17 protein-coding genes are annotated in these 19,371 nt (G+C 37.0%); 9 read left to right on the forward strand and 8 right to left on the reverse strand.

The window, feature by feature from the left end; all coding sequences use genetic code 11:
- Positions 1 to 32: 32 nt before the first annotated feature.
- On the reverse strand, positions 33 to 2,087 hold the full coding sequence (locus tag ACJZU6_RS17965; protein ID WP_408900990.1) for a response regulator: 2,055 nt from the start codon (positions 2,085 to 2,087) through the stop codon (positions 33 to 35).
- Positions 2,088 to 2,262: 175 nt separating this feature from the next.
- Between ACJZU6_RS17965 and ACJZU6_RS17970 the strand changes: the two genes are divergently transcribed.
- Positions 2,263 to 2,892, forward strand: a complete 630-nt coding sequence (locus ACJZU6_RS17970) for a class I SAM-dependent methyltransferase (RefSeq protein WP_327769101.1) — start codon at positions 2,263 to 2,265, stop codon at positions 2,890 to 2,892.
- A 91-nt stretch (positions 2,893 to 2,983) separates the two neighbouring features.
- Here the strand turns inward: ACJZU6_RS17970 and ACJZU6_RS17975 are convergent, their stop codons facing one another.
- Complete coding sequence (locus ACJZU6_RS17975; RefSeq protein ID WP_080156184.1) at positions 2,984 to 4,390, reverse strand: amidohydrolase; 1,407 nt, start codon at positions 4,388 to 4,390, stop codon at positions 2,984 to 2,986.
- Positions 4,391 to 4,703: 313 nt separating this feature from the next.
- On the opposite strand from ACJZU6_RS17975, the gene modA reads away from it, so the two are divergent.
- The 6 genes from modA (at position 4,704) to ACJZU6_RS18005 (ending at position 8,940) form a co-directional block, all read left to right on the forward strand.
- On the forward strand, positions 4,704 to 5,477 hold the full coding sequence (modA, locus tag ACJZU6_RS17980; protein WP_327769102.1) for a molybdate ABC transporter substrate-binding protein: 774 nt from the start codon (positions 4,704 to 4,706) through the stop codon (positions 5,475 to 5,477).
- Between the two features lie 199 nt (positions 5,478 to 5,676).
- Positions 5,677 to 6,366 carry a molybdate ABC transporter permease subunit gene (gene modB, locus ACJZU6_RS17985; protein WP_080156182.1) on the forward strand — a complete coding sequence of 230 codons (690 nt, stop codon included), beginning with the start codon at positions 5,677 to 5,679 and terminating at the stop codon, positions 6,364 to 6,366.
- Entirely contained in the window at positions 6,366 to 7,466 is a 1,101-nt protein-coding gene (modC, locus tag ACJZU6_RS17990; RefSeq protein WP_408900991.1) for a molybdenum ABC transporter ATP-binding protein ModC, read from the forward strand. Before modB ends, modC begins: the two co-directional genes overlap by 1 nt.
- 176 nt (positions 7,467 to 7,642) lie before the next feature.
- Positions 7,643 to 7,936 carry a Bor family protein gene (locus ACJZU6_RS17995; protein ID WP_408900992.1) on the forward strand — a complete coding sequence of 98 codons (294 nt, stop codon included), beginning with the start codon at positions 7,643 to 7,645 and terminating at the stop codon, positions 7,934 to 7,936.
- Between the two features lie 153 nt (positions 7,937 to 8,089).
- Positions 8,090 to 8,446: a type II toxin-antitoxin system HigB family toxin gene (locus ACJZU6_RS18000; RefSeq protein WP_408900993.1), complete on the forward strand. Its 357-nt coding sequence runs from the start codon at positions 8,090 to 8,092 to the stop codon at positions 8,444 to 8,446.
- Between the two features lie 26 nt (positions 8,447 to 8,472).
- On the forward strand, positions 8,473 to 8,940 hold the full coding sequence (locus tag ACJZU6_RS18005) for a type II toxin-antitoxin system HigA family antitoxin (protein WP_408900994.1): 468 nt from the start codon (positions 8,473 to 8,475) through the stop codon (positions 8,938 to 8,940).
- A 445-nt stretch (positions 8,941 to 9,385) separates the two neighbouring features.
- Here ACJZU6_RS18005 and ACJZU6_RS18010 read toward each other — a convergent pair whose 3' ends face one another.
- On the reverse strand, positions 9,386 to 11,860 hold the full coding sequence (locus ACJZU6_RS18010) for a hypothetical protein (RefSeq protein WP_408900995.1): 2,475 nt from the start codon (positions 11,858 to 11,860) through the stop codon (positions 9,386 to 9,388).
- Positions 11,861 to 12,405: 545 nt separating this feature from the next.
- Between ACJZU6_RS18010 and ACJZU6_RS18015 the strand changes: the two genes are divergently transcribed.
- Complete coding sequence (locus ACJZU6_RS18015; RefSeq protein ID WP_327771756.1) at positions 12,406 to 13,419, forward strand: DUF4062 domain-containing protein; 1,014 nt, start codon at positions 12,406 to 12,408, stop codon at positions 13,417 to 13,419.
- A gap of 76 nt (positions 13,420 to 13,495) precedes the next feature.
- Here the strand turns inward: ACJZU6_RS18015 and ACJZU6_RS18020 are convergent, their stop codons facing one another.
- From ACJZU6_RS18020 to ACJZU6_RS18030, 3 genes are all read right to left on the reverse strand, one after another.
- Complete coding sequence (locus ACJZU6_RS18020; RefSeq protein ID WP_408900996.1) at positions 13,496 to 14,704, reverse strand: IS256 family transposase; 1,209 nt, start codon at positions 14,702 to 14,704, stop codon at positions 13,496 to 13,498.
- Between the two features lie 223 nt (positions 14,705 to 14,927).
- Positions 14,928 to 15,956 carry a DUF2955 domain-containing protein gene (locus ACJZU6_RS18025; protein ID WP_408900997.1) on the reverse strand — a complete coding sequence of 343 codons (1,029 nt, stop codon included), beginning with the start codon at positions 15,954 to 15,956 and terminating at the stop codon, positions 14,928 to 14,930.
- A 51-nt stretch (positions 15,957 to 16,007) separates the two neighbouring features.
- Entirely contained in the window at positions 16,008 to 17,075 is a 1,068-nt protein-coding gene (locus tag ACJZU6_RS18030) for an HlyD family secretion protein (RefSeq protein ID WP_327780003.1), read from the reverse strand.
- 115 nt (positions 17,076 to 17,190) lie between these two features.
- Between ACJZU6_RS18030 and ACJZU6_RS18035 the strand changes: the two genes are divergently transcribed.
- Positions 17,191 to 18,060: a LysR family transcriptional regulator gene (locus ACJZU6_RS18035; RefSeq protein ID WP_408900998.1), complete on the forward strand. Its 870-nt coding sequence runs from the start codon at positions 17,191 to 17,193 to the stop codon at positions 18,058 to 18,060.
- A gap of 35 nt (positions 18,061 to 18,095) precedes the next feature.
- Here ACJZU6_RS18035 and ACJZU6_RS18040 read toward each other — a convergent pair whose 3' ends face one another.
- On the reverse strand, positions 18,096 to 18,362 hold the full coding sequence (locus tag ACJZU6_RS18040; protein ID WP_408900999.1) for a hypothetical protein: 267 nt from the start codon (positions 18,360 to 18,362) through the stop codon (positions 18,096 to 18,098).
- A gap of 166 nt (positions 18,363 to 18,528) precedes the next feature.
- Positions 18,529 to 19,254 carry a DUF4336 domain-containing protein gene (locus ACJZU6_RS18045; RefSeq protein ID WP_408901000.1) on the reverse strand — a complete coding sequence of 242 codons (726 nt, stop codon included), beginning with the start codon at positions 19,252 to 19,254 and terminating at the stop codon, positions 18,529 to 18,531.
- Positions 19,255 to 19,371: the final 117 nt, after the last annotated feature.

The raw sequence follows: 19,371 nt of genomic DNA on the forward strand, positions 1-19,371 counted from the left end.
TATGAAACCATACCTACTTTTTATTGGTGAATTTATACCTTTAACCATTTGTGAACGATATTTAATAACGTTGTTTTTGATGATGGTTTTAGTAAAAAGTCAGTGATTCCAATATTGATTAAATGGTTTCTATGTTCTTCATCTAAAGATCCTGAATAACAGATAATAGGAACGTCTTGATGTGCAGAATATTGAAGATTAGTTCTGATTTCTTTGGTCGCATCGATACCTGACATGATCGGCATTTGTGAATCCATCAAAATAAGATCAACTGTAGATTCTTGTAGATAAGAGAGGGCTGTACGTCCATTGTCTGCTTCTACAACGTCATAACCTGCATTTTTTAATAAAATACCTGAGTACAAACGTAATGAAATATTGTCATCAACAAGCATGATTTTAGCTTTGGTTATATTGACTGTTTTAAATACGTCATTTACTGGTGTTTTATGTGTAAAAATTTGAGTACTTAATTTCTTCTGTAATTCATCAATATGGTCATATGTAAATAAATAGGGCTGATAAATTTTTGATAACACTATTTCTTTAGTATCATTTAAATGATGGATTAGTATCATCTTTATTGTTGTTGTCGTTATATGGTTATACAGTTTCATTAATAATTCATTTTGAATTGAATGCATATCAATAACGATGCAATCATAATCAATTGCATTAATGTCAGTAATGTCGTAAGTCGATGCTTGTTTATAATACAACGTGAAATTATAAAAGAACGCAAGATGACTAATATCTGTTAATAACTGATTTTGACGACCTAAGAATAATATTTTTTTATGACACATTAGGTCATATTTCATTTTTTCAACGATTGAAGATGTTACGCTTGGTAATCGAATAATAAACGTTGTTGAAATATCTTCAGTTGAATAACATTCAATGTTCCCAGCAAAAGCTGTAATGACTTTTTTACAAAAAGATAACCCTAAACCTGAATTGTTCTTTTTCCCTGAAGTATAATATTCGGTAAAAATATTTTTAATCGCGGTTAGTGGAATACCTTTCCCATAATCTTTAACACTGATAATTGTTTCATTTTTTTTACTATAAACAGAAATGACAATTTTAAAGTTTAGTTTATCTTTATAATAAAAAGAGTTCTTTAATAAATTAAAGATAACATAGCGCAATAAAATATCATTACCAAAAAATAGATTATCCTTGTTAATTTGAAAACTGACTAATTGGCGATCACTTTTTTGTTGATAGCCATAAACATTAAGTGCGTCAATAATCACATCGTTAATAGAAAGGTATTGAAAAGAATGAGGTGATATTTTTTGACTATCAATAGAATTAAGTAAAAGATTGATAGTATTATGACCATTATTAATTATTGAAATATTGTCTTGAATAATATTACGTAATTTATGTATTTCAGCATTTGAGATCAGTCGATGTTGTTGAGGATCATTGGTTAATGTTTCAGGAAGTAATTCTAATAAGACTTCTTGAGAGGCGTATAAAGCACCTAGGGGATTACGCATTTCATGGGCGATACCGCTACTGAATGATCGTGAGAATAATTGCTTACTTTCAATTTCAATTCGATTACGGTAATTAAAACAGATACCTGTGAAATAAGAAAAGCTAAACACAATAAGGTATGAATAATGGAAGCCAATGCCAATATTGCCCATCGATAGATAGCCCAATAAGGCAGCGCTGCATGCTGCTATTGTGGTGCATATTAGAATAATTAGCCAATCATAGATAATAATAATAGACAGAAAAATAGCGGCCATAAAAGACATGATCCATTCAACAGACCATTCATTGCGTATCATCATATAGCAAAAGAAAAAAGGTAAACAAAAACATATAGTAAAAACAAAATGCTTTTCTTTATAACGAGAAAATAAGCTTGGCATATGATTTTTAATCGCAAACGGCAAAAATAATGCGGCACAAACTAACCGTAATGGTAAATTTTCATAGGGCTGGGGGAAAACATAAGCCCAAATAAGATAATAAGCAGGGAAGCCGAGAAAACCAAATAATCCTATAAAAAATAGATTTGGCTCGATATAGCGGTAAGCGCTGGTTATTCTTTGCTTAATGCTCATTACATTTCACATGACTACGGATGACTATTGTTAATGTTATCTGTGTGGTGAATCGTTGGCAAGTTTTTACTCCTTTGTTGTTATATTTTATTGTTAACAATAAAGATTAGTTAAAAACTCTGTTTGTCACTTTTTAAAGTGTTAAGGTAGCCACTTATCACTTTGGAGCGTTGTAATGTCTTTCTTTACTGCTTTATTTTATGACAATGTAATGAAATATACCGAAGAAGCTTGTTTGGTGGAATGGCGTCGAACGTTGCTTGAAAATGTAGATGGTAATGTATTAGAAATAGGTGCGGGAACTGGAGCGAGTTTAGGCCTTTATCCACAAAAATCGTCATTAGCGCTTTATTTATCTGAACCAGATCAACATATGCGAATGCAATTAGAGCAAAAATTACATTCACAATCGAATATTAAAGCGACCGTTTTATCTTGTTCAACTGAAAATATTGATAGTGATGATGACTTTTTTGATTATGTTTTTGTGTCATTAGTGTGTTGTTCGGTTAAAGATGTGGCTGCATCATTACAAGAAATTAAACGGGTACTCAAACCGACAGGGCGTTTCATTTTTTTAGAACATGTTGCCGCCGAGCCAAATTCTCGTTGTTATCATTGGCAACAACGGTTGAATTTTATTTGGCGTCGAGTTGCAGATAATTGCCATCTTAACCGAAATACAGAGCAGTCAATCATTGATGCAGGCTTTGTGATTGAAGATATTCAATATGAAAAAATGCGTAAAATGATTGCCGTCGTGCAGCCAACCATTAGAGGTATTGCGCGTATAGCACCTGAGTAATTAGTGCTATGTGATCTATGTGCTAAGAACTAAGCATAAAGTAGAGAAAAGAGTGCACGACACTCTTTTCTCATAACCCATTTTTTGCGTGTTATTGTACTATTTCGCCGCTCTCAACCACGGTTTTACGTACTACATCAGCAAATTTCAATGCTTCATCACGCACGGTTTTTTCATTCACCGTCAGAATGTTACGATCTTCCATAAGTAACTTACCGTCAACCACTGAGTGCTTAACATTGGTTGCATACGCTGAATACACCAAAGCAGAGTATGGATTATAAACCGGGATCATGTTGGGTGCTTTGGTATCAATCACGATAATATCAGCCAGTTTCCCCACTTCTAAAGAGCCAATTTTATCTTCCATGTGTAATGCACGTGCCGCGCCAATGGTGGCCATTTCAATCACATTGATTGGAGGCATTGCCGCGCGATCTTTATTGACTAATTTGTGAACTTTCGCTACTTGGTTAAATTCATCAATCGTACTTAATGTATTACCGGACATTGGGCCGTCTGTGCCTAAACCAATACGTAACCCATCGTTAAACATTTTCAATGCAGGTGCAACGCCTTTGGCTGATTTGATATTGGCACTCATGTTGTGGGCGACACCAACATCGTGCTTTTTCAAAATAGCGATATCTTCATCATTAGCATCAATGACGTGCGCGGCTAAGAAGTTTGAATTAAGTGCGCCAATCGATTCCATGTATTTAATTGGGGATAAGCCGCCTGAACGCTTAGCAATCACTTCACGCTCACGATCAGACTCTGCAAGGTGCATCATTACGGGCACATCATGTTTTAACGATAGCTTGGCAATGGTTTGCAGCGTTTCAGTCGAGTTTGTATAAGGGCCATGTGGTGCAAATGCTGGTGTAATACGCGGGTGATCTTTATATTGTTCAATAAAGTTGAGCGTGTATTTAATACCATCTTCCGGTGTTTTAGCACTCGCCACCGGGAATTGAATAATGGTTTCACCCAAGATGGCACGCATACCTATCTGATCAACGGTTTTAGCCACTTCATCTTCAAAGTAATACATGTCAGCGTAAGTGGTCACGCCGCCTTTTAGCATTTCGACGTTACCCAGTTGGGCGCCAATACGCACCATATCTCGTGAAACTAATTTTTTCTCTAATGGGAAAATATAGCGGTGTAAACGATCGGGCACATCATCAGCCATTGAACGGAAAACGGTCATTGAGGCGTGAGTATGGGAGTTAATGAGGCCAGGCATAACAATGTCACCATCAGCATCAATAGTTTTAGTTGCTTGGTATTCTTTGATGTTTGTACCATCAGTAACGGCATAAATCTTATTGCCTTTTACTGCGACCAAACCATTATCAAAGACGGTTTTATCTTGATCCATGGTGAGGACAGTCGCATTTGTTATTAACAAGTCGACATTTTCGATGGCATAAGCAGATGGGCTAATAAGCGAAGTTGCAGCTAAAGAAACAGCAAGTAAAGTCTTCTTAAACATTATGTATTACCGTAACGATGGATTTTTGCTGATAATACAGAGCAATAAATGAATGAAAATAACTATTTTATGCATTACTTTTATTTGTGACGAAGATCGTATTGAAAACCTGAATTTTTAAATAAAGGGTGTAAAAATGCTCAATTATCAGATTGGTAATCGATTGCTTTTTGCTGTTTTGTGAATTTTTAAGCTTTACATGACATAAGTTTGAATCAGGGAAAAGGGAAGTATTGGCTCTAGGAATTAAAATTTATGCTTGGTAAATATCGATATGTACATTACTATACATCGAAATATTATGGAGGTTGTTATGTCACTTAAATCTGCGGTTATTACTGCTGCTGTATTATCTCTTTTTGCACAACCCGCTTTCGCTGCTGATAATGTTACTGTTTTTGCTGCATCATCATTAACCAATGCGTTAAATGCCATTGCGGCAAAATATCAACAGCAAACCGGTGTTGAAACCACATTATCATTTGCTTCATCATCAACTTTAGCACGCCAAGTTAGCCAAGGTGCACCTGCTAATATTTATTTATCTGCGAATGAAAAATGGATGGATTATGCCGAGCAGCAGGGGGCTATAGCGGCCAATACCCGTAAAGATATCGTTAAAAATAGCTTAGTGATGGTTGCTCCTTTGGCATACCCACAAAATAAAGTGAATGTTAGCGCGAGCTGGAATTTAGCCAAGGCATTAGATGGCACCCGTTTAGCGGTTGGTGATCCTAACTATGTGCCTGCTGGTATTTATGCAAAACAAGCATTAGAGTTTTTAGGTTTATGGAAACAAGCACAACCACTGTTAGCCAGTGCCAATAATGTGCGTTCAGCGCTGGTGTTAGTTGAACGTGGGGAAGCTCAATTGGGCATTGTCTATAAAACAGATGCTGAAATTTCTAAAAAAGTAAAAACAGTCTATCAATTCCCCGCTGATTCACATAAACCGATTGTATATCCAATGGCGCTAGTGAAAGGCAATGTGACACCAGCAGCTAAAGGTTTTTACCAGTATTTACAACAGCCTCAAGCTGCAGCAATTTTCAAATCTTATGGCTTTGATCAGGTTACAAAAAAATAGCGTGATTGATTAAACGCATAATAGTAATAGGTTAACGATAAGGTACTGAGTGAAAGCTTAGTACCTTTTATGTTTTACCCTTGATTGTGTTTAAAAATACAGCGAATAAAGCACAGAAATCAAATCATTGCTGACTGACGGTAAATGATTACCTATGCTATTGCTATAACGAATAAAAGTTTTTACAGGATTGTTGGTAGTGCTCACTGAATATGAATTAGAAGCGTTATTTTTAAGTTTGAAAATTGCCAGTGTCGCGGTAATTTTCAGTTTACCATTAGGGATTGGCTGTGCCTGGTTATTGGCACGCCGCCAGTTTTGGGGTAAATCATTACTCGATGGACTGATTCATTTACCGTTAGTGCTACCACCTGTGGTGATCGGTTACCTATTATTAATCACTATGGGTCGCCAAGGTATGGTGGGCAAGTGGCTGTATGATTGGTTTGGATTTACGTTCAGTTTTAGTTGGCGCGGTGCTGCGTTAGCTGTTGCGGTGGTGTCGTTTCCTTTAATGGTACGCTCAATTCGATTAGCTTTAGAAGGTGTTGATAAGAAGTTAGAACAAGCGGCTCGCACGCTAGGTGCATCTTCTACTCGTGTGTTTATGACCATCACCTTACCATTAATGATCCCTGGTATTTTGACGGGTACAATTCTAGCTTTTGCGCGTGCTCTGGGTGAGTTTGGTGCAACGATCACTTTTGTGTCAAATATTCCGGGGCAAACTCAAACTATTCCTTTGGCGATGTACTCCTTTATTGAAACTCCCGGCGCTGAAAGTGAAGCGGCACGCTTATGTATTGTCGCTATTGTGATTGCATTATTATCATTGTTTGCTTCTGAATGGTTAACTCGCGTGGCAAGAAAACGATTAGGGGCTGCGTAATGAGTACGAAAACAGCGCAAAAAAGATTAAAAATGTGCTTTACCCAACAATTAGGTGATCTGGCGTTAGCCATTGATCTTGATGTTCCTATGCAGGGTATTACGGCTATTTTTGGACGCTCTGGCGCAGGAAAAACCTCATTAGTGAATGTGCTGAGTGGGTTAAGTCATCCTGACGATGGCTATATACAGCTTGGTGATCGTGTCTTATTCAATAGCCAGCAAGGTATAGCGTTAAGTGCTGATAAACGTAATATTGGTTATGTATTTCAAGATGCGCGTTTGTTTCCACATTATACGGTAAAAGGTAATTTAAATTATGGTGTTAAACATACTGATCAACAACATTTTGATGATGTGGTTAACTTACTAGGTATTGCACCGTTATTATCACGTTATCCGGCTTCGTTATCTGGTGGTGAAAAGCAACGGGTAGCCATTGGGCGAGCATTATTGACTAAACCCGATATGTTATTAATGGACGAGCCTTTAGCTTCATTAGACATGCCACGTAAACAAGAACTGATGCCTTATTTGGAGAAGTTAGCCAAAGAGGTCAATACACCGATAATTTATGTAACCCACAGTTTAGATGAGATTCTACGTTTAGCCGATTCAATGGTGATGTTAAACCAAGGCAAGGTACTGATTTCAGGGCATGTGAATTCTGTGTGGAGTTCTCCTGAAATGCGACCGTGGTTACCTGCAAAAGAGCAGAGTTCACTATTAAGTGCGCGAGTAAATATTAACCATCCTCGTTATGCCTTAACACAAGTAATGTTGAGCCACGATGCCTCATTATGGGTGACACAGTTGCCACATCAACGAGGGGAGTGGGTGCGGGTACGTATATTTTCTAATGATGTTTCAATTGCGCGTCATTATCCTCAAGCGAGCAGTATTCGTAATATTCTTGCGGCAAGGGTTGATAAGATTCATTACGCTAATGATGAACGTGTGGAAGTTAAATTACGTATTGGTGAAACCCATTTATGGGCCAATATTACCGCATGGGCAGCGGATGAATTAGCACTAAAAGTCGGTGATCAGGTGTTTGCTCAGATTAAAGGCGTGAGTGTTACGAAAGATGATTTAGCTTAATATCTTATAAATAACGCTATGATTTATATATTTATTGTCCATTCATGGTTAAAATATAACCGCAAAAATTGAGAGTATGAATTTATAGCACAATTATACCCCAAAAGAATATGTTAACTGTTGTTTATGTGATTAAATGAATATCACTTTTATTTATCCATTTTAGAGTTAACTTAATGAAAAAAGTAATTTTAGCAACAGTAATTGCAGCGGCAGTTATGACAGGTTGTGCACGCCAAACATTTATTATGTCACCTGCACCACAAACAAAAAAAGCTGAATTAAATAAATCACAACCATTTTTCGTTTCAGGTATTGGTCAACATAAAACTGTTGATGCTGCGAAGCTATGTGGTGGTGCCGATAACGTGGCTAAAGTTGAAGTACAACAAACGTTTGTTAACGGTCTATTGAGTGTCGTTACATTTGGTATTTATACACCACGTCAAGCCCGCGTATTCTGTAAGTAATAGTCAGTATTAGCATCATATCAAGCCTTCCACAGTGGAGGCTTTTTTCTTTTCTGTTGCATCTCATTTCTGAAAACAAGCCATATCGCATATTGCTATATATCGCACTTTGCGATAATCTGGTCTAAAATTCACAGCAAAGGGTTAATATGCGTGCGGATCATCACTACAACTCGAATTAAACAGGCAATGTTGATGTACCCACAGTGGCGGGTTGGGTTGACTCTCTGGCAACAGACATTCAATCGAGCAGGCTTAAAGTTTGAATCTTTTGCTCAAATTAAAGCGCTTTGGCGTACACAAAGTGGCTGGAATGTTGATCGTGTCCCTGCGTGTAAAGTAGGTGAAACGGCTTTTAACGGTGACAATTACGACCTTTACATTTTTGACGTTCATAAGAACAACTGTCGCATTTTGGCTCGTATTGATAGCACTCGCAGCAAGATTTTTATTCGTGAGATTTTATCTCATGCAGACTATGACAAATGGATTAAAAGTCATATTAAGTAATCACCTCCGTATATTTTGGAGCAGTTATGATTAAACACCATGAAAATGTTGGATTGAACACCGCAAATCTAAGCGGCATGTTTGAGGCAATGTCAGATGTCCTAAGTGACTACTCACAGAATGCCCTAATTTTATTTAACTATTCAACGAAACCAATTGAAACTGAAGCGGAAGTGCTAGAACGCGCTGAATTAATGGATGAGCTAATGGATATGGCGACCTCTGAAACTGATGTTTGTATGGTTTATGCCCATGCGATTTCAGACCGCATCGAAGAATTTGAAACGAACCATTTAATTATGCCTAAAGTTCCTGCTGTAGAAATGCTAAAGGGCTTGATGGATATTAAGGAGCTTAAACAATCTGATTTAAAACATATCGCGCCTCAAAGCGTGATCAGCGATATTTTAAATGGCAAAAGAGCTATTAATTTAGCTCAAGCAAAAGGCTTCAGTGAGTATTTCAATTTACCTTTTGAAACCTTCATTGATTAATAACCGCCGTGCTATCGCTAATAAAACCGCCGAGCATGGCGGTTTTGTTTTATCTGGCCTTTAATCACCGCGCTGACTCTCGCCACTATCTCAATATTCTCGGTTAGCTGTCGGCTAACAAGATAGTCTGATCGACCACAATAAAAATTGTCAAGATACAAAAAAGTTTGATCAATTTTGAGCTTTAAAGTCGCTTGGTAGTTAAGGTACGACAGAATCGCTTGGTGATCACAAGTGAGTTAGCTATTAAGCTAACTCATAATTGCCCCATTACTACTTAGTGCTTTTACTCGTTCATATCTTGTTCATGGGCTTTTGCCCTACTAAAAGTTATCCATTCATTTAATGAAATTTGTTGTAAATCCCCGTGATGTATCACGGGGTAAATTAGACATAGCTATCAACATTCAAAGAATGCTCTAATTTTTTAATTTAATGAAAGAGGTCACTCCGTGGAAGGCATAATAGTAATTGTTTCTTTTTCGATTTTCTTACAAGCATGTTGTACAAAATCAAAGGTTAAAGCACCCAACTTTAAGTTATCTTCAAAGTCATAGTATGAAACGTTTATGTTTGCTTCTCGCCAACAGGCAAGTAAATAATTTTTGATGATCTTAGCTCTTTTATTTCTTTCGAGTATTTGTATTGACTCGCTCTCCGGCAATAATTCATCAAATACTTGAGGTGCAAAGATAGGTGTATCATGAGCAATCGCATCCATGTAAACAAATGTTGGTGACCACCGGTTTACATGATAAATGCCAGAAGATGTACACCTTAATAGCTCTGGCTTTGAATCTGCCATTGTAGATTCGTCTTCTTCATACGTGTAGCGCTTGTTGGTCTCAATTAGCTTTTTGTTTATCAGCTTTTCTAGAGAACATTCAATTTGTTCAACATGAAATCCAATGTTCTGCATTTCAATTATGAGACTTCCATAAGATGTAAAACCGTCTTTGTCTTTGTTTGAATTTCTGTTCAGATAGGAAATAACCAACGAAGATAAGAAATGCTCTCTCTGATCATGTGTGTTGATATCAAAGATATTCATTGATATCGACGTTTCATCCGAGTAATGCATTAACTCACCTAGCAAAACAGAGCGAGAGAACTCATGAAGTTTAATGAAGTAAGGTTCATCATTTGCTTCTGTTTCAGCAATGATTTTGTCAACATCAACATTCGAACTTCCGATAAAACCTTTTACGATTTCAATGGCTAACCTTACGTTACCACCAGTAATATTAGTTATTAGCTCAGCCAAGTCTTTGTTTTCGTCCAATGAATAAACAAGTGATTCTAAAAAAGTTACCAAGTTATCACTTCGTACAAGGAAGTTATAGAACTCCTCATTTGAGATGGTGCCTTTAGCTACTTTTGTCGCGTAAAGTAAGCGTTTTTTAATAACATTTTCAATTCTAGGAGGTTTAATAGTAAAAATTTTATTAGGGTACGCGCTCAATGCACCTGACTTTTTAGAACGAAAAAATGTCTTTGGACGAACAGAAACGAATACTATCGCATCCCATTTTTTTGCTAGCTCTTGTGAAATTAAAAAAGCATCTTGTTGTGTATTAAAATCACGTTGATCAGCATTATCTAAAATTATAATAATTTGTCGTCTCAACTGCTTAGAAGCATAGGTTATTGATTTTCTGAGATGTTCTGGCTTATCTTTGACATAAGACAGCAACATACTTAGCTTTTCTTTGTTATATTCTTTAGGGTCTGTATCTTTAAGGCTTCCATAAATTGAACTCGCAAACCTTTGGATCTCTTTAGAGTAAACCCCATTAATATATTCCATTGATTGAATATCAACGTCATAGTTTTCTAAAAGCTGGACTTTAACTTGATCAACAACGAATTCATTCAGGTTATTTGTTAAGGTAGCAGAAGACCCTAAGTCAATATTTATGAAAATTGACTTATTAAATTCTTCATATGCAGAGCTGTATCGTAAGTTTTTGATAAAGGATGTTTTGCCGACGCCAACATCTCCAAGTAGAACGATAGGTCTTTTGTTTAAAGCTTCGAGTAAAATTTCCTCGTCAAATTTCTTTCCCTTACTCTTTACATCTGAAGTTTGAACTTGAGCTTCATTTTTATCGAAAATCGAAGAATATCTAGCATTCAAGATATTCTTACTAAGTAACGAGTGTTTCGAAAGTGCGCCACTTTCACAATAGCAATTGTGTATAAAAGATTCTTCTTGTTCTTCAGACTCAAAAATATCTTGTATCAGCAAGTCAGACAGAGTTTTAAGTGTGGAGTGCAGATCGGTATTTGAACGATATTTGGGGTAATAAGTTAGACTGGCAGATAACTTCTTAGGGATATGAATATCCCCATTCTTTAATGTCCTCTGTAAGTAAAAGTCTAAAATTCCGTCAGGTGACAGAGCTTGCCAAGCTAAAGAGAAGTTGTTTTTTAGGTGTGTAAGTGAGGAAAATACTAGACACTTTCCTTCAAACGGAGAAACACCATCATCTCTAGTGGCAATAAATGCAATATATTGGTTACCGTTGGTTATTACGGCATTTTTTACGCCTCGGTCAGAACAATATTTTTGCACTTGTTCAAGAGCTTCCTTAGCAGCCTTTGACGTTTTAGTAATAGAAGACAAACATTGAATAACTTTTTTGTTCGGGTTTACTGGCAATTCGAAATGAATACCCGTTTTCTTGGCTTCAATGATCAGAGAACGTGGATGTCCCATCTCATAATCTGAATACTCTCCTTGTTCGTAGTTTTCTACAACAAAATCTTTATCAGCCCAGCCAAGACATCGAATTACGTTATCGATGATGTGAAATCTAGTACTTGCCTCATTAGGGTTAATGTCTTCTGCAAGAGATTTTAAAAATTCATGGAACGATTTCTCTCCGTCCGCCAAATTATTAATTGTTCGAGTAATCATTTTTTCACCAATTCAACATTATTCTTAACTTTATATTACGTGGATGATACTCGTTAACATATTGATTTAGCTAAAAACACTGCCAAATATCACATTTTATTTTTTTGATATGATTTATAGAGCTTGTAATTCTTGGTAGTCATTCGACGTTTTAATTTCTAGTTCAGTTTGAATCCCGAAAGAATAATCTCTGCTAATACTTGTTGAGGCCTAACACCTTAGACAATTTCATCTTAAACACCCACTACTTTTCGGGATATTTCAATGAAAAAGTTTCTCGATAAAATCGATTGCAATTAGTTAATGTGATCGCACTATCACAACAACTAGACAAAGTGCGTACTGAACTAAGTTGCTCTAATTGGCAAATTTGAAACAAAATAATGCAACCAATCTCATGATATTAATGAATTAAATTAATTATAATTATAAGATTTTAGGGCATTATTTTGCGTGGAAGTAAGAATATTTATTAATAAGCTGTTAGGTGACATGAGTAGTAATACTGGATTCAACCAGTTTTAGTCTAAGTAATTAGGAGAGTTATGGATAAGCGCTATCAGGTCTTTGTGAGTTCTACCTATGTTGACCTTAAAGATGAAAGGCAAAGCGTGCTGCAAACATTGATGGAGATGGACTGCATTCCTGCGGGAATGGAGTTGTTTCCAGCGGCGGATGAAGAGCAGTGGGAGTTTATTAAAAAAATAATTGATGACTGTGACTATTACTTGCTAATAATTGGAGGTCGTTATGGTTCAACTGCTGATGACGGGCTTAGTTATACCGAAAAAGAATTTGATTATGCTGTAAGTAAAGGTATTAAAGTAATTGCGTTATTACATCAATCTCCAGATGAATTACCAAGGGCTAAATCTGAAAATGACGAAAGAAATTATCAAAAGCTGCAAGAGTTTCGTAACAAAGTAGGTGACGGTCGTTTAATTCGTTTTTGGGATAATCCAGAGCAGTTACCCGGTCTTGTCTCACTCAGTTTAAACAAAACTATGAAAATGTTTCCCGCAATCGGCTGGGTGCGAGCAGATTCAACAGCTTCACCTGAGCTACTAGCTGAAATAAATGAGTTGAGAAAAGAAAATAATAGATTAACTACACAGTTAGCTGAAAGTAACTCCCACTCATCGCTCATTCCTGAAACAGAGCTAGCTAACTTTGATAGTAATATAATGCTTAAAGGTGATTATAGTATTTATGCACTAAACTTTAACCGCGATACTCGATATGATAATTGGTCTAAAGAAACTACTTGGGAAGAGCTCTTTAGCACAATATCGCCATTTTTAGCTGATAGCCCATATGAAAACTCTATTAGTGAGTTTATTGCTTCTCACTATAGTGATACCGATACAAATGATTATAATATTAGTGGCCTACGGGTTGATACACAGGTACTATTTACTATTCGCATTCAGTTTGTTGCTCTAAATCTAATCTCTATTAATAATGATGATACTGGCTCTAAATGGGATTTGACAGAGCTTGGCTCTAGAAAAATGTTGGAGAGTAGAGTCGTTAGAAAAAGTGAAAAGGGTAATCAGTAATAGTCGCGAACAGATAAGGATATGTGTCGCGCAACCGACACCTATGACCCTGTAAATAATTCTGTGTAATTACCTTTTACAGGTGATCTTTTAAACGGTCTTCAAATTCAATAATAAAACGGTTCATCGCTGCTTTCCAATTATGAATTGGCATCAACCATTTTTTTGATGCTGAACGAATTGCCAAATAGATGACTTTTTTAGCCGAGTCATCACTTGGAAATACTTTTCGGTTTTTAATCGCTTTACGAATAACACTATTCAGTGACTCAATAGCGTTCGTTGTATAAATCGCTTTTCTGATATCCTTTGGATATCTGAAAAACGTATTTAAATTTTCCCAATTATTTATCCACGACCTTGATATTTGAGGATATTTTTCATCCCAACGTTCTGAAAAAGTATCTCGCTCCATAAGTGCTATTTCTTCAGTATCTGCCTGATAAATTCGTTTTAAATCTGCGGTCACTGCTTTGTAATCCTTCCAGGATACAAATCGTAGTGAGTTCCTTATCATGTGGACGATACAGAGTTGGATATGTGTTTCTGGATAAACAGTATTAATTGCATCAGGAAAGCCTTTAAGGCCATCTACACAAGCAATTAAGATGTCTTCAACGCCTCGGTTCTTTAACTCAGTTAAGACATTAAGCCAAAACTTAGCGCCTTCATTTTCGGCGAACCACAAACCTAATAATTCTTTTTCTCCATCAAGATTAATTGCTAAAGCGAGAAAAACCGCTTTATTAATTACACGGTTATCTTGACGGATTTTAACCACAATACAGTCTAAATAAACAATGGGATAAAGACTGTCTAATGGTCTATTTTGCCATTCATTGACTTCGTCAATGACGGCGTTAGTAACTTTGGATATTAGTGTTGGTGAAATGTCTGCATTATACATTTCTTTAAACGAATCAACGATATCACGTGTTGTCATGCCTCTAGCGTAGAGACTTAGAATTTTGTCGTCCATCGATGTAAAACGTGTTTGATTTTTCTTAACCAATTGTGGTTCAAAACTACCTTCACGATCTCTTGGTGTATCGAGTTCAAATTGCCCATCTTCTGTTTTTAAAGTCTTAGTTGATGAACCATTTCGATAGTTTATTGAGGCGTCTTTCTGATTTTTTTCATAACCTAAATGCTCATCAAGTTCTGCATTAAGAGCAGCTTCAACTGTGATTTTAGTGAGCATTTGGCTGAAATCGAGGAGATCTTGATGAGATTTCAAACCTTTTGCAGCTTCCTTCGCAAAGGCTTCAAGTTCTTGCTTGGTCATAATTACCTATCCTTAATATGATTAAGTTAATGATAGGCAATTACACAGATTTTGGGACAGGGTCACACCTATCCATACTTTTTCTAATATCTACTCACCAGAGTAGAACAAATAATCTAACCAATTTTTGTCCAACATTGAGCTAGCTCGAATGGCTAACTCAAATTTATCCACTTCAGCTATAAAAAGAGGCAATATCACTTTATGGTTGTATCAACAAATCTTAGCTGTGACTAAAATGTTCATTGGGTGATTTGATCACCCGTACTAGAAAATGGTGAATAATCCAAATAGCCATTGAGGTTAAAATAACGGCAACCAAAATAGAACTAAAGCGATAAAAAATAGCAAATACGGCATCTTTTTGATCGGGAATTAAAGATGTTGTTAATGGTACGGTTAATGCCGACATTGCCGAAAACGCAATACTCGATTTGATGGTGCCAAGGGCGAGCCAAGAGCAAAAGAATCCTGCAGCAATCGCGTAAGCCATAATAAATAACACTCCATTATCAGCCCATGAATAGAGTCCTATTTGGATACATAACCCGGCTAAACAACCAAGAAACGTGCCTATAATACGTATTTTTGATGCAGCGAGTGATCCAATTAATGTCATCGGTGACAGTACGATCAATATTGATGCTTGTGCTGATAATGAATCATTTAGATCGCCAAATTGAAATACCAAAAAAGCCAACATAGCGATGATCCAACCCAGTGCGGTTTGTCTTATCATGCCGATATGATCGTAACGCTGGGTATTATTCGTAGTATCACTGACCGCATCGATGATTGGATCAACACTTGGTTCAGGAAAAAAATAATAAGCCAGCGCACAGATAGGCACTGCTACAATCGCACTGCACCATAACGTTATTGAAAAATCTTCTAAATCAAAACTGCTGTAGCTGGCAAAGTTAAGCGCTATTGAGCCAACAAGTAGTCCAATAAAGCCAAACAAATAGCTATTCTTGTTACTCATCGCAATACATTTTTCAAGGAAGAATATGCCGACGACAATGGTTAATAGCAGTGGTGATGACTGAAAAAAGCCATGAATAAAACTGACCTCAAGCGTCACCCACACCACACCAATCACTAATTGGACATAGCTATTCCAATGCCAACTATCTGAATTCATCATGATATTAATGGGTAATAAGGCAATAAAAAAACCGTACGACCACCCAAAGATCATACTGATTGCTAAGCCCACGACACAACCAAACCAAAGGCGCATTGTTTTCATAAGTTATGACTCCGAAAATTAATAATTAATCGCTTTAACTTATTGTTGTGGTTAGTAAATATAATGCAGCACACTGGCTAAATGGATTTCTATTTTTGCTAACAACTGCCATACAGGATTGTTTTGCGGATAGACAACAACAGTCGCACGTGAACCTACGAATAATTGCGGTGGTAAGGGCTGTTGGCTGATGAAATTGACTCGTACTCGCTGCGCATCTCGTACCCAACGGTTACTGGTTTCAATACTTGTTAGGTGTCCATTGGCGACTTGTTGTGCCGCGGCAACACCAAAGTCACGATTATTAATAGTGAGCGGGAATACTTGGCCAGGCAAAGCATCATAAGCGACATAAGCCATTGACTTGGAATGAAAGTTAGCTATTGATTTTTCTCTAAAATCTGCCGCAACCCACATTGAATCGGTTGGAATAAAGGTCAGCATAGGTTGGTTAGTGTTTGCCATCGTACCAACATCAACTTGCAGGTTGGTGATTACGCCATTGCTGGGTGCAATAACCTTTGTATGGGCTAAATTAAGTTTAGCTTGTGCAAGGGAATTTTCAGCCGCGAGTACAATCGTACTTTGACCGTGTTTAGCGCCCAATTGAGTTTGTATGACAACGGCTTGTTGCTTTGCTGCGGCTAAATTTGCTTGGGTTGTTTGGTTTTTAGCATAAGCATTATCACGCATTGACGCTGAAACCAGTTTCTTTTTCGCTAATTTGTTTATGCGGTTAAAGTCGTTATGGGCATTATTGTAATTTGCTTGGCTGGTGGCAATATTGGCTTGAGCAACACTGGCTTGAGCATACAGCGCTTGTTCTTGCTGATGTGCTTGCTCTAAAGCAACTTGCGCTTGATCTACCGCTAAAAGGTATTTTTGATCATCAATACTAAACAGTAATTCACCTTTAACAACGGCCTGATTATTCTTAATATTTACTTGTGTGATTGTGCCTGAAACCTCAGGTGCAATTTGTACTACATAACCTTGCACACGACTTTCACTGGTTAACGGTACATACCTATCTGCAATAACAATATAGGCCATAAGTAAAATAAAAATAACAATTAGACACCGCATCCAATGTTGAAAAGTAGTATGAGAATTAGTCATGAGATATTCCAGTGATCACAATCAAGCTGATCAGTATAAGAAAAATTAACTTGCTAGAATACTGCGACAAATGTCACACTTATGAGCTAAATATAGGACAATGTGGGGACGCATAATGAAAGCATCAATGGATGACTTGTATTTGTTTATGTTAACGGTACGTCATGGTGGAATCAGTGCTGCGGCAACAGCGCATGGATTACAACGTTCAAAAATTAGCCGGCGCTTACAAGAATTAGAAAAAGCGCTGCATTGTCAGTTATTAATTCGTACTACTCGCCACATAGAATTAACTGAAAATGGACGCTTATTGTATCAACATATCAACCAGCCATTAACGGAAGTGAATCACGCGGTTAATTTACTTGAAAGTCAGCAAAACAGTTTACAAGGTGTTTTGCGCTTAGCTGCAACAGCATCTTTTATTTCGTCGCCAATGTTTGCAGAAGTATTAGATGCTTATGCAAGCCAGTTTCCATTGGTGCGGTTAGAATTGCTTTATTTGCAGGAAAGTGTTGATTTAGAAAGGGAAAATATTGATTTGCAGTTGTTGCCAAATATGGCTGAAATTATTAATGTAGATTATGTACAGCAAGCCTTTTTGACCTCTAGTAATGGTTTATTTGCATCACCTGATTATTTAAAAAAGCATACGGAACCTAAATCAACGGCTGAGCTGCAACAGCATTGGCTATTAGCGAGCCGTTATAATTCAACGTTGCTGCAAGAGGGAACACGGTTACGGTTAATGTCTGAAGATATTAATATGATTCAGCAGATGGCTATTTTAGGGCAGGGAATCGCGTTGTTACCTAACATTTTAATGCAAGAATCTTTACAGCAGGGAAAGTTAGTGCAAGTGCTAACGGATGTTAATTACTCCGATATCATGATGACAGTGGTGTACCCATCACGGCGTTTTTTACCAGAAAAAACGCGCGCAATGGTGACGATGTTACGTGAGAGATTTGCAGATCAACAATAAATAATACGATGAAGCTGGGTTATTTTTGTGTGTGATCATTGTATTTCGCGTGCAAATTTAATTTTATCTACCTCTGCAACCCAAGCTGGGCGGTTGATATAGTGACCGATGATCAGTGCGGGAATAACAAAGATAATGTGTGATAACGCTAAATGCACATTTGACGCAGCTAATGCTGTGTTACCACAGGCATAATTGAAGAATGCAATTGTCCCAAAAATAACACCGAGAATACTTAATATAAAAAAGCCAACGACACCAAGACCAAGAATATCTCGAGAGTAAAGTTTAAAAAGGTTCATTAATTAACTCCTAACCTCGACGGTTTGTTATTGCATAAAGAATAAATAAGAGCGTGTTTCCACCGTTATTTTATTACTATGCGCCTTCAAAATAAGAGCAATATTGATCTTGCACATAAATTAATGCTTATACATTTAAATAGCCGATAAATATGCGTGTTTCTATTTATTGAACTGGTGTGATGTTTAATTTATGCGGTATTACCCACTGAAATGCGGCGGAAAAATAAGCTTTTGCATTGTTATCTATCACCCGCCCATGAGACAAAATAATACGATCAAAAGGCCATGTTAGGATTTCTTGAATTGATTGGCGTAATTGGGTGCGATTGCGAAAGGTGATCCGCCAATACAAAGGCATTGCTGGATGAAAATAACAACCATTAATTACAGCAAGAGCAAAGGTGAGAGGGTGATGACTGTCGACCATCCATGCTAATGCGTCACCGACAATCAGGGTTTTTGATTGTGGATCACAAAAAGCAATTTCTTCCATGCTGTCACTGCCTCTGATTACCGTTTGTAGTAATTGTCCTTGCCAGAGGGAGGGGGTGTGACTACTAAGCGCACCATCAAAAGTAAGATCGCTTCGCTTATATACTAGCCCCGGAGGAGCATAAAAATACGCTTGAGGATAAGTTAACCACCAATCAGAGAGATAAATATTGTGGTTTTTATTAGGTGTTACCACATAGGTAATCTCACCCAGTTGGCTAAGTTGCTGTTGTAAGGATGTGGTTATTTCAACGGGGGAATGGATAAAGAGTTTATGGTTATCTAATCGAATAATGGTCATTCGGTGACCCATAGGTGCACCGGCTACTCGGTATGGCATATCACAATACCAAATACGATTTGTAGCCCATTCAACGAGAGTGCAATCCTTGCTCATAAGCGTCATAACTATTCATCAATAGGTAATTATTATCATATGACTAATTTAGCGATGGTCAATATTTTTGTTACGTATTTGTTGAATAAAAATAACAACATAAAAAATAGCCACCGT

The sequence above is a fragment of the Photobacterium piscicola genome, assembly GCF_046058925.1.
GTDB lineage: Bacteria > Pseudomonadota > Gammaproteobacteria > Enterobacterales > Vibrionaceae > Photobacterium > Photobacterium piscicola.

Coding starts and splice junctions, on each gene's coding strand:
- ACJZU6_RS18010 (WP_408900995.1), bottom strand. CDS start 11,860: ATGATTACTCGAACAATTAATAATTTGGCGGACGGAGAGAAATCGTTC.
- ACJZU6_RS17975 (WP_080156184.1), bottom strand. CDS start 4,390: ATGTTTAAGAAGACTTTACTTGCTGTTTCTTTAGCTGCAACTTCGCTT.
- ACJZU6_RS18015 (WP_327771756.1), top strand. CDS start 12,406: ATGGATAAGCGCTATCAGGTCTTTGTGAGTTCTACCTATGTTGACCTT.
- ACJZU6_RS18020 (WP_408900996.1), bottom strand. CDS start 14,704: ATGACCAAGCAAGAACTTGAAGCCTTTGCGAAGGAAGCTGCAAAAGGT.
- modC (WP_408900991.1), top strand. CDS start 6,366: ATGAGTACGAAAACAGCGCAAAAAAGATTAAAAATGTGCTTTACCCAA.
- ACJZU6_RS17995 (WP_408900992.1), top strand. CDS start 7,643: ATGAAAAAAGTAATTTTAGCAACAGTAATTGCAGCGGCAGTTATGACA.
- ACJZU6_RS18045 (WP_408901000.1), bottom strand. CDS start 19,254: ATGAGCAAGGATTGCACTCTCGTTGAATGGGCTACAAATCGTATTTGG.
- ACJZU6_RS18035 (WP_408900998.1), top strand. CDS start 17,191: ATGAAAGCATCAATGGATGACTTGTATTTGTTTATGTTAACGGTACGT.
- modA (WP_327769102.1), top strand. CDS start 4,704: ATGTCACTTAAATCTGCGGTTATTACTGCTGCTGTATTATCTCTTTTT.
- ACJZU6_RS18025 (WP_408900997.1), bottom strand. CDS start 15,956: ATGAAAACAATGCGCCTTTGGTTTGGTTGTGTCGTGGGCTTAGCAATC.
- ACJZU6_RS18005 (WP_408900994.1), top strand. CDS start 8,473: ATGATTAAACACCATGAAAATGTTGGATTGAACACCGCAAATCTAAGC.
- ACJZU6_RS18040 (WP_408900999.1), bottom strand. CDS start 18,362: ATGAACCTTTTTAAACTTTACTCTCGAGATATTCTTGGTCTTGGTGTC.
- ACJZU6_RS17965 (WP_408900990.1), bottom strand. CDS start 2,087: ATGAGCATTAAGCAAAGAATAACCAGCGCTTACCGCTATATCGAGCCA.
- ACJZU6_RS17970 (WP_327769101.1), top strand. CDS start 2,263: ATGTCTTTCTTTACTGCTTTATTTTATGACAATGTAATGAAATATACC.
- ACJZU6_RS18030 (WP_327780003.1), bottom strand. CDS start 17,075: ATGACTAATTCTCATACTACTTTTCAACATTGGATGCGGTGTCTAATT.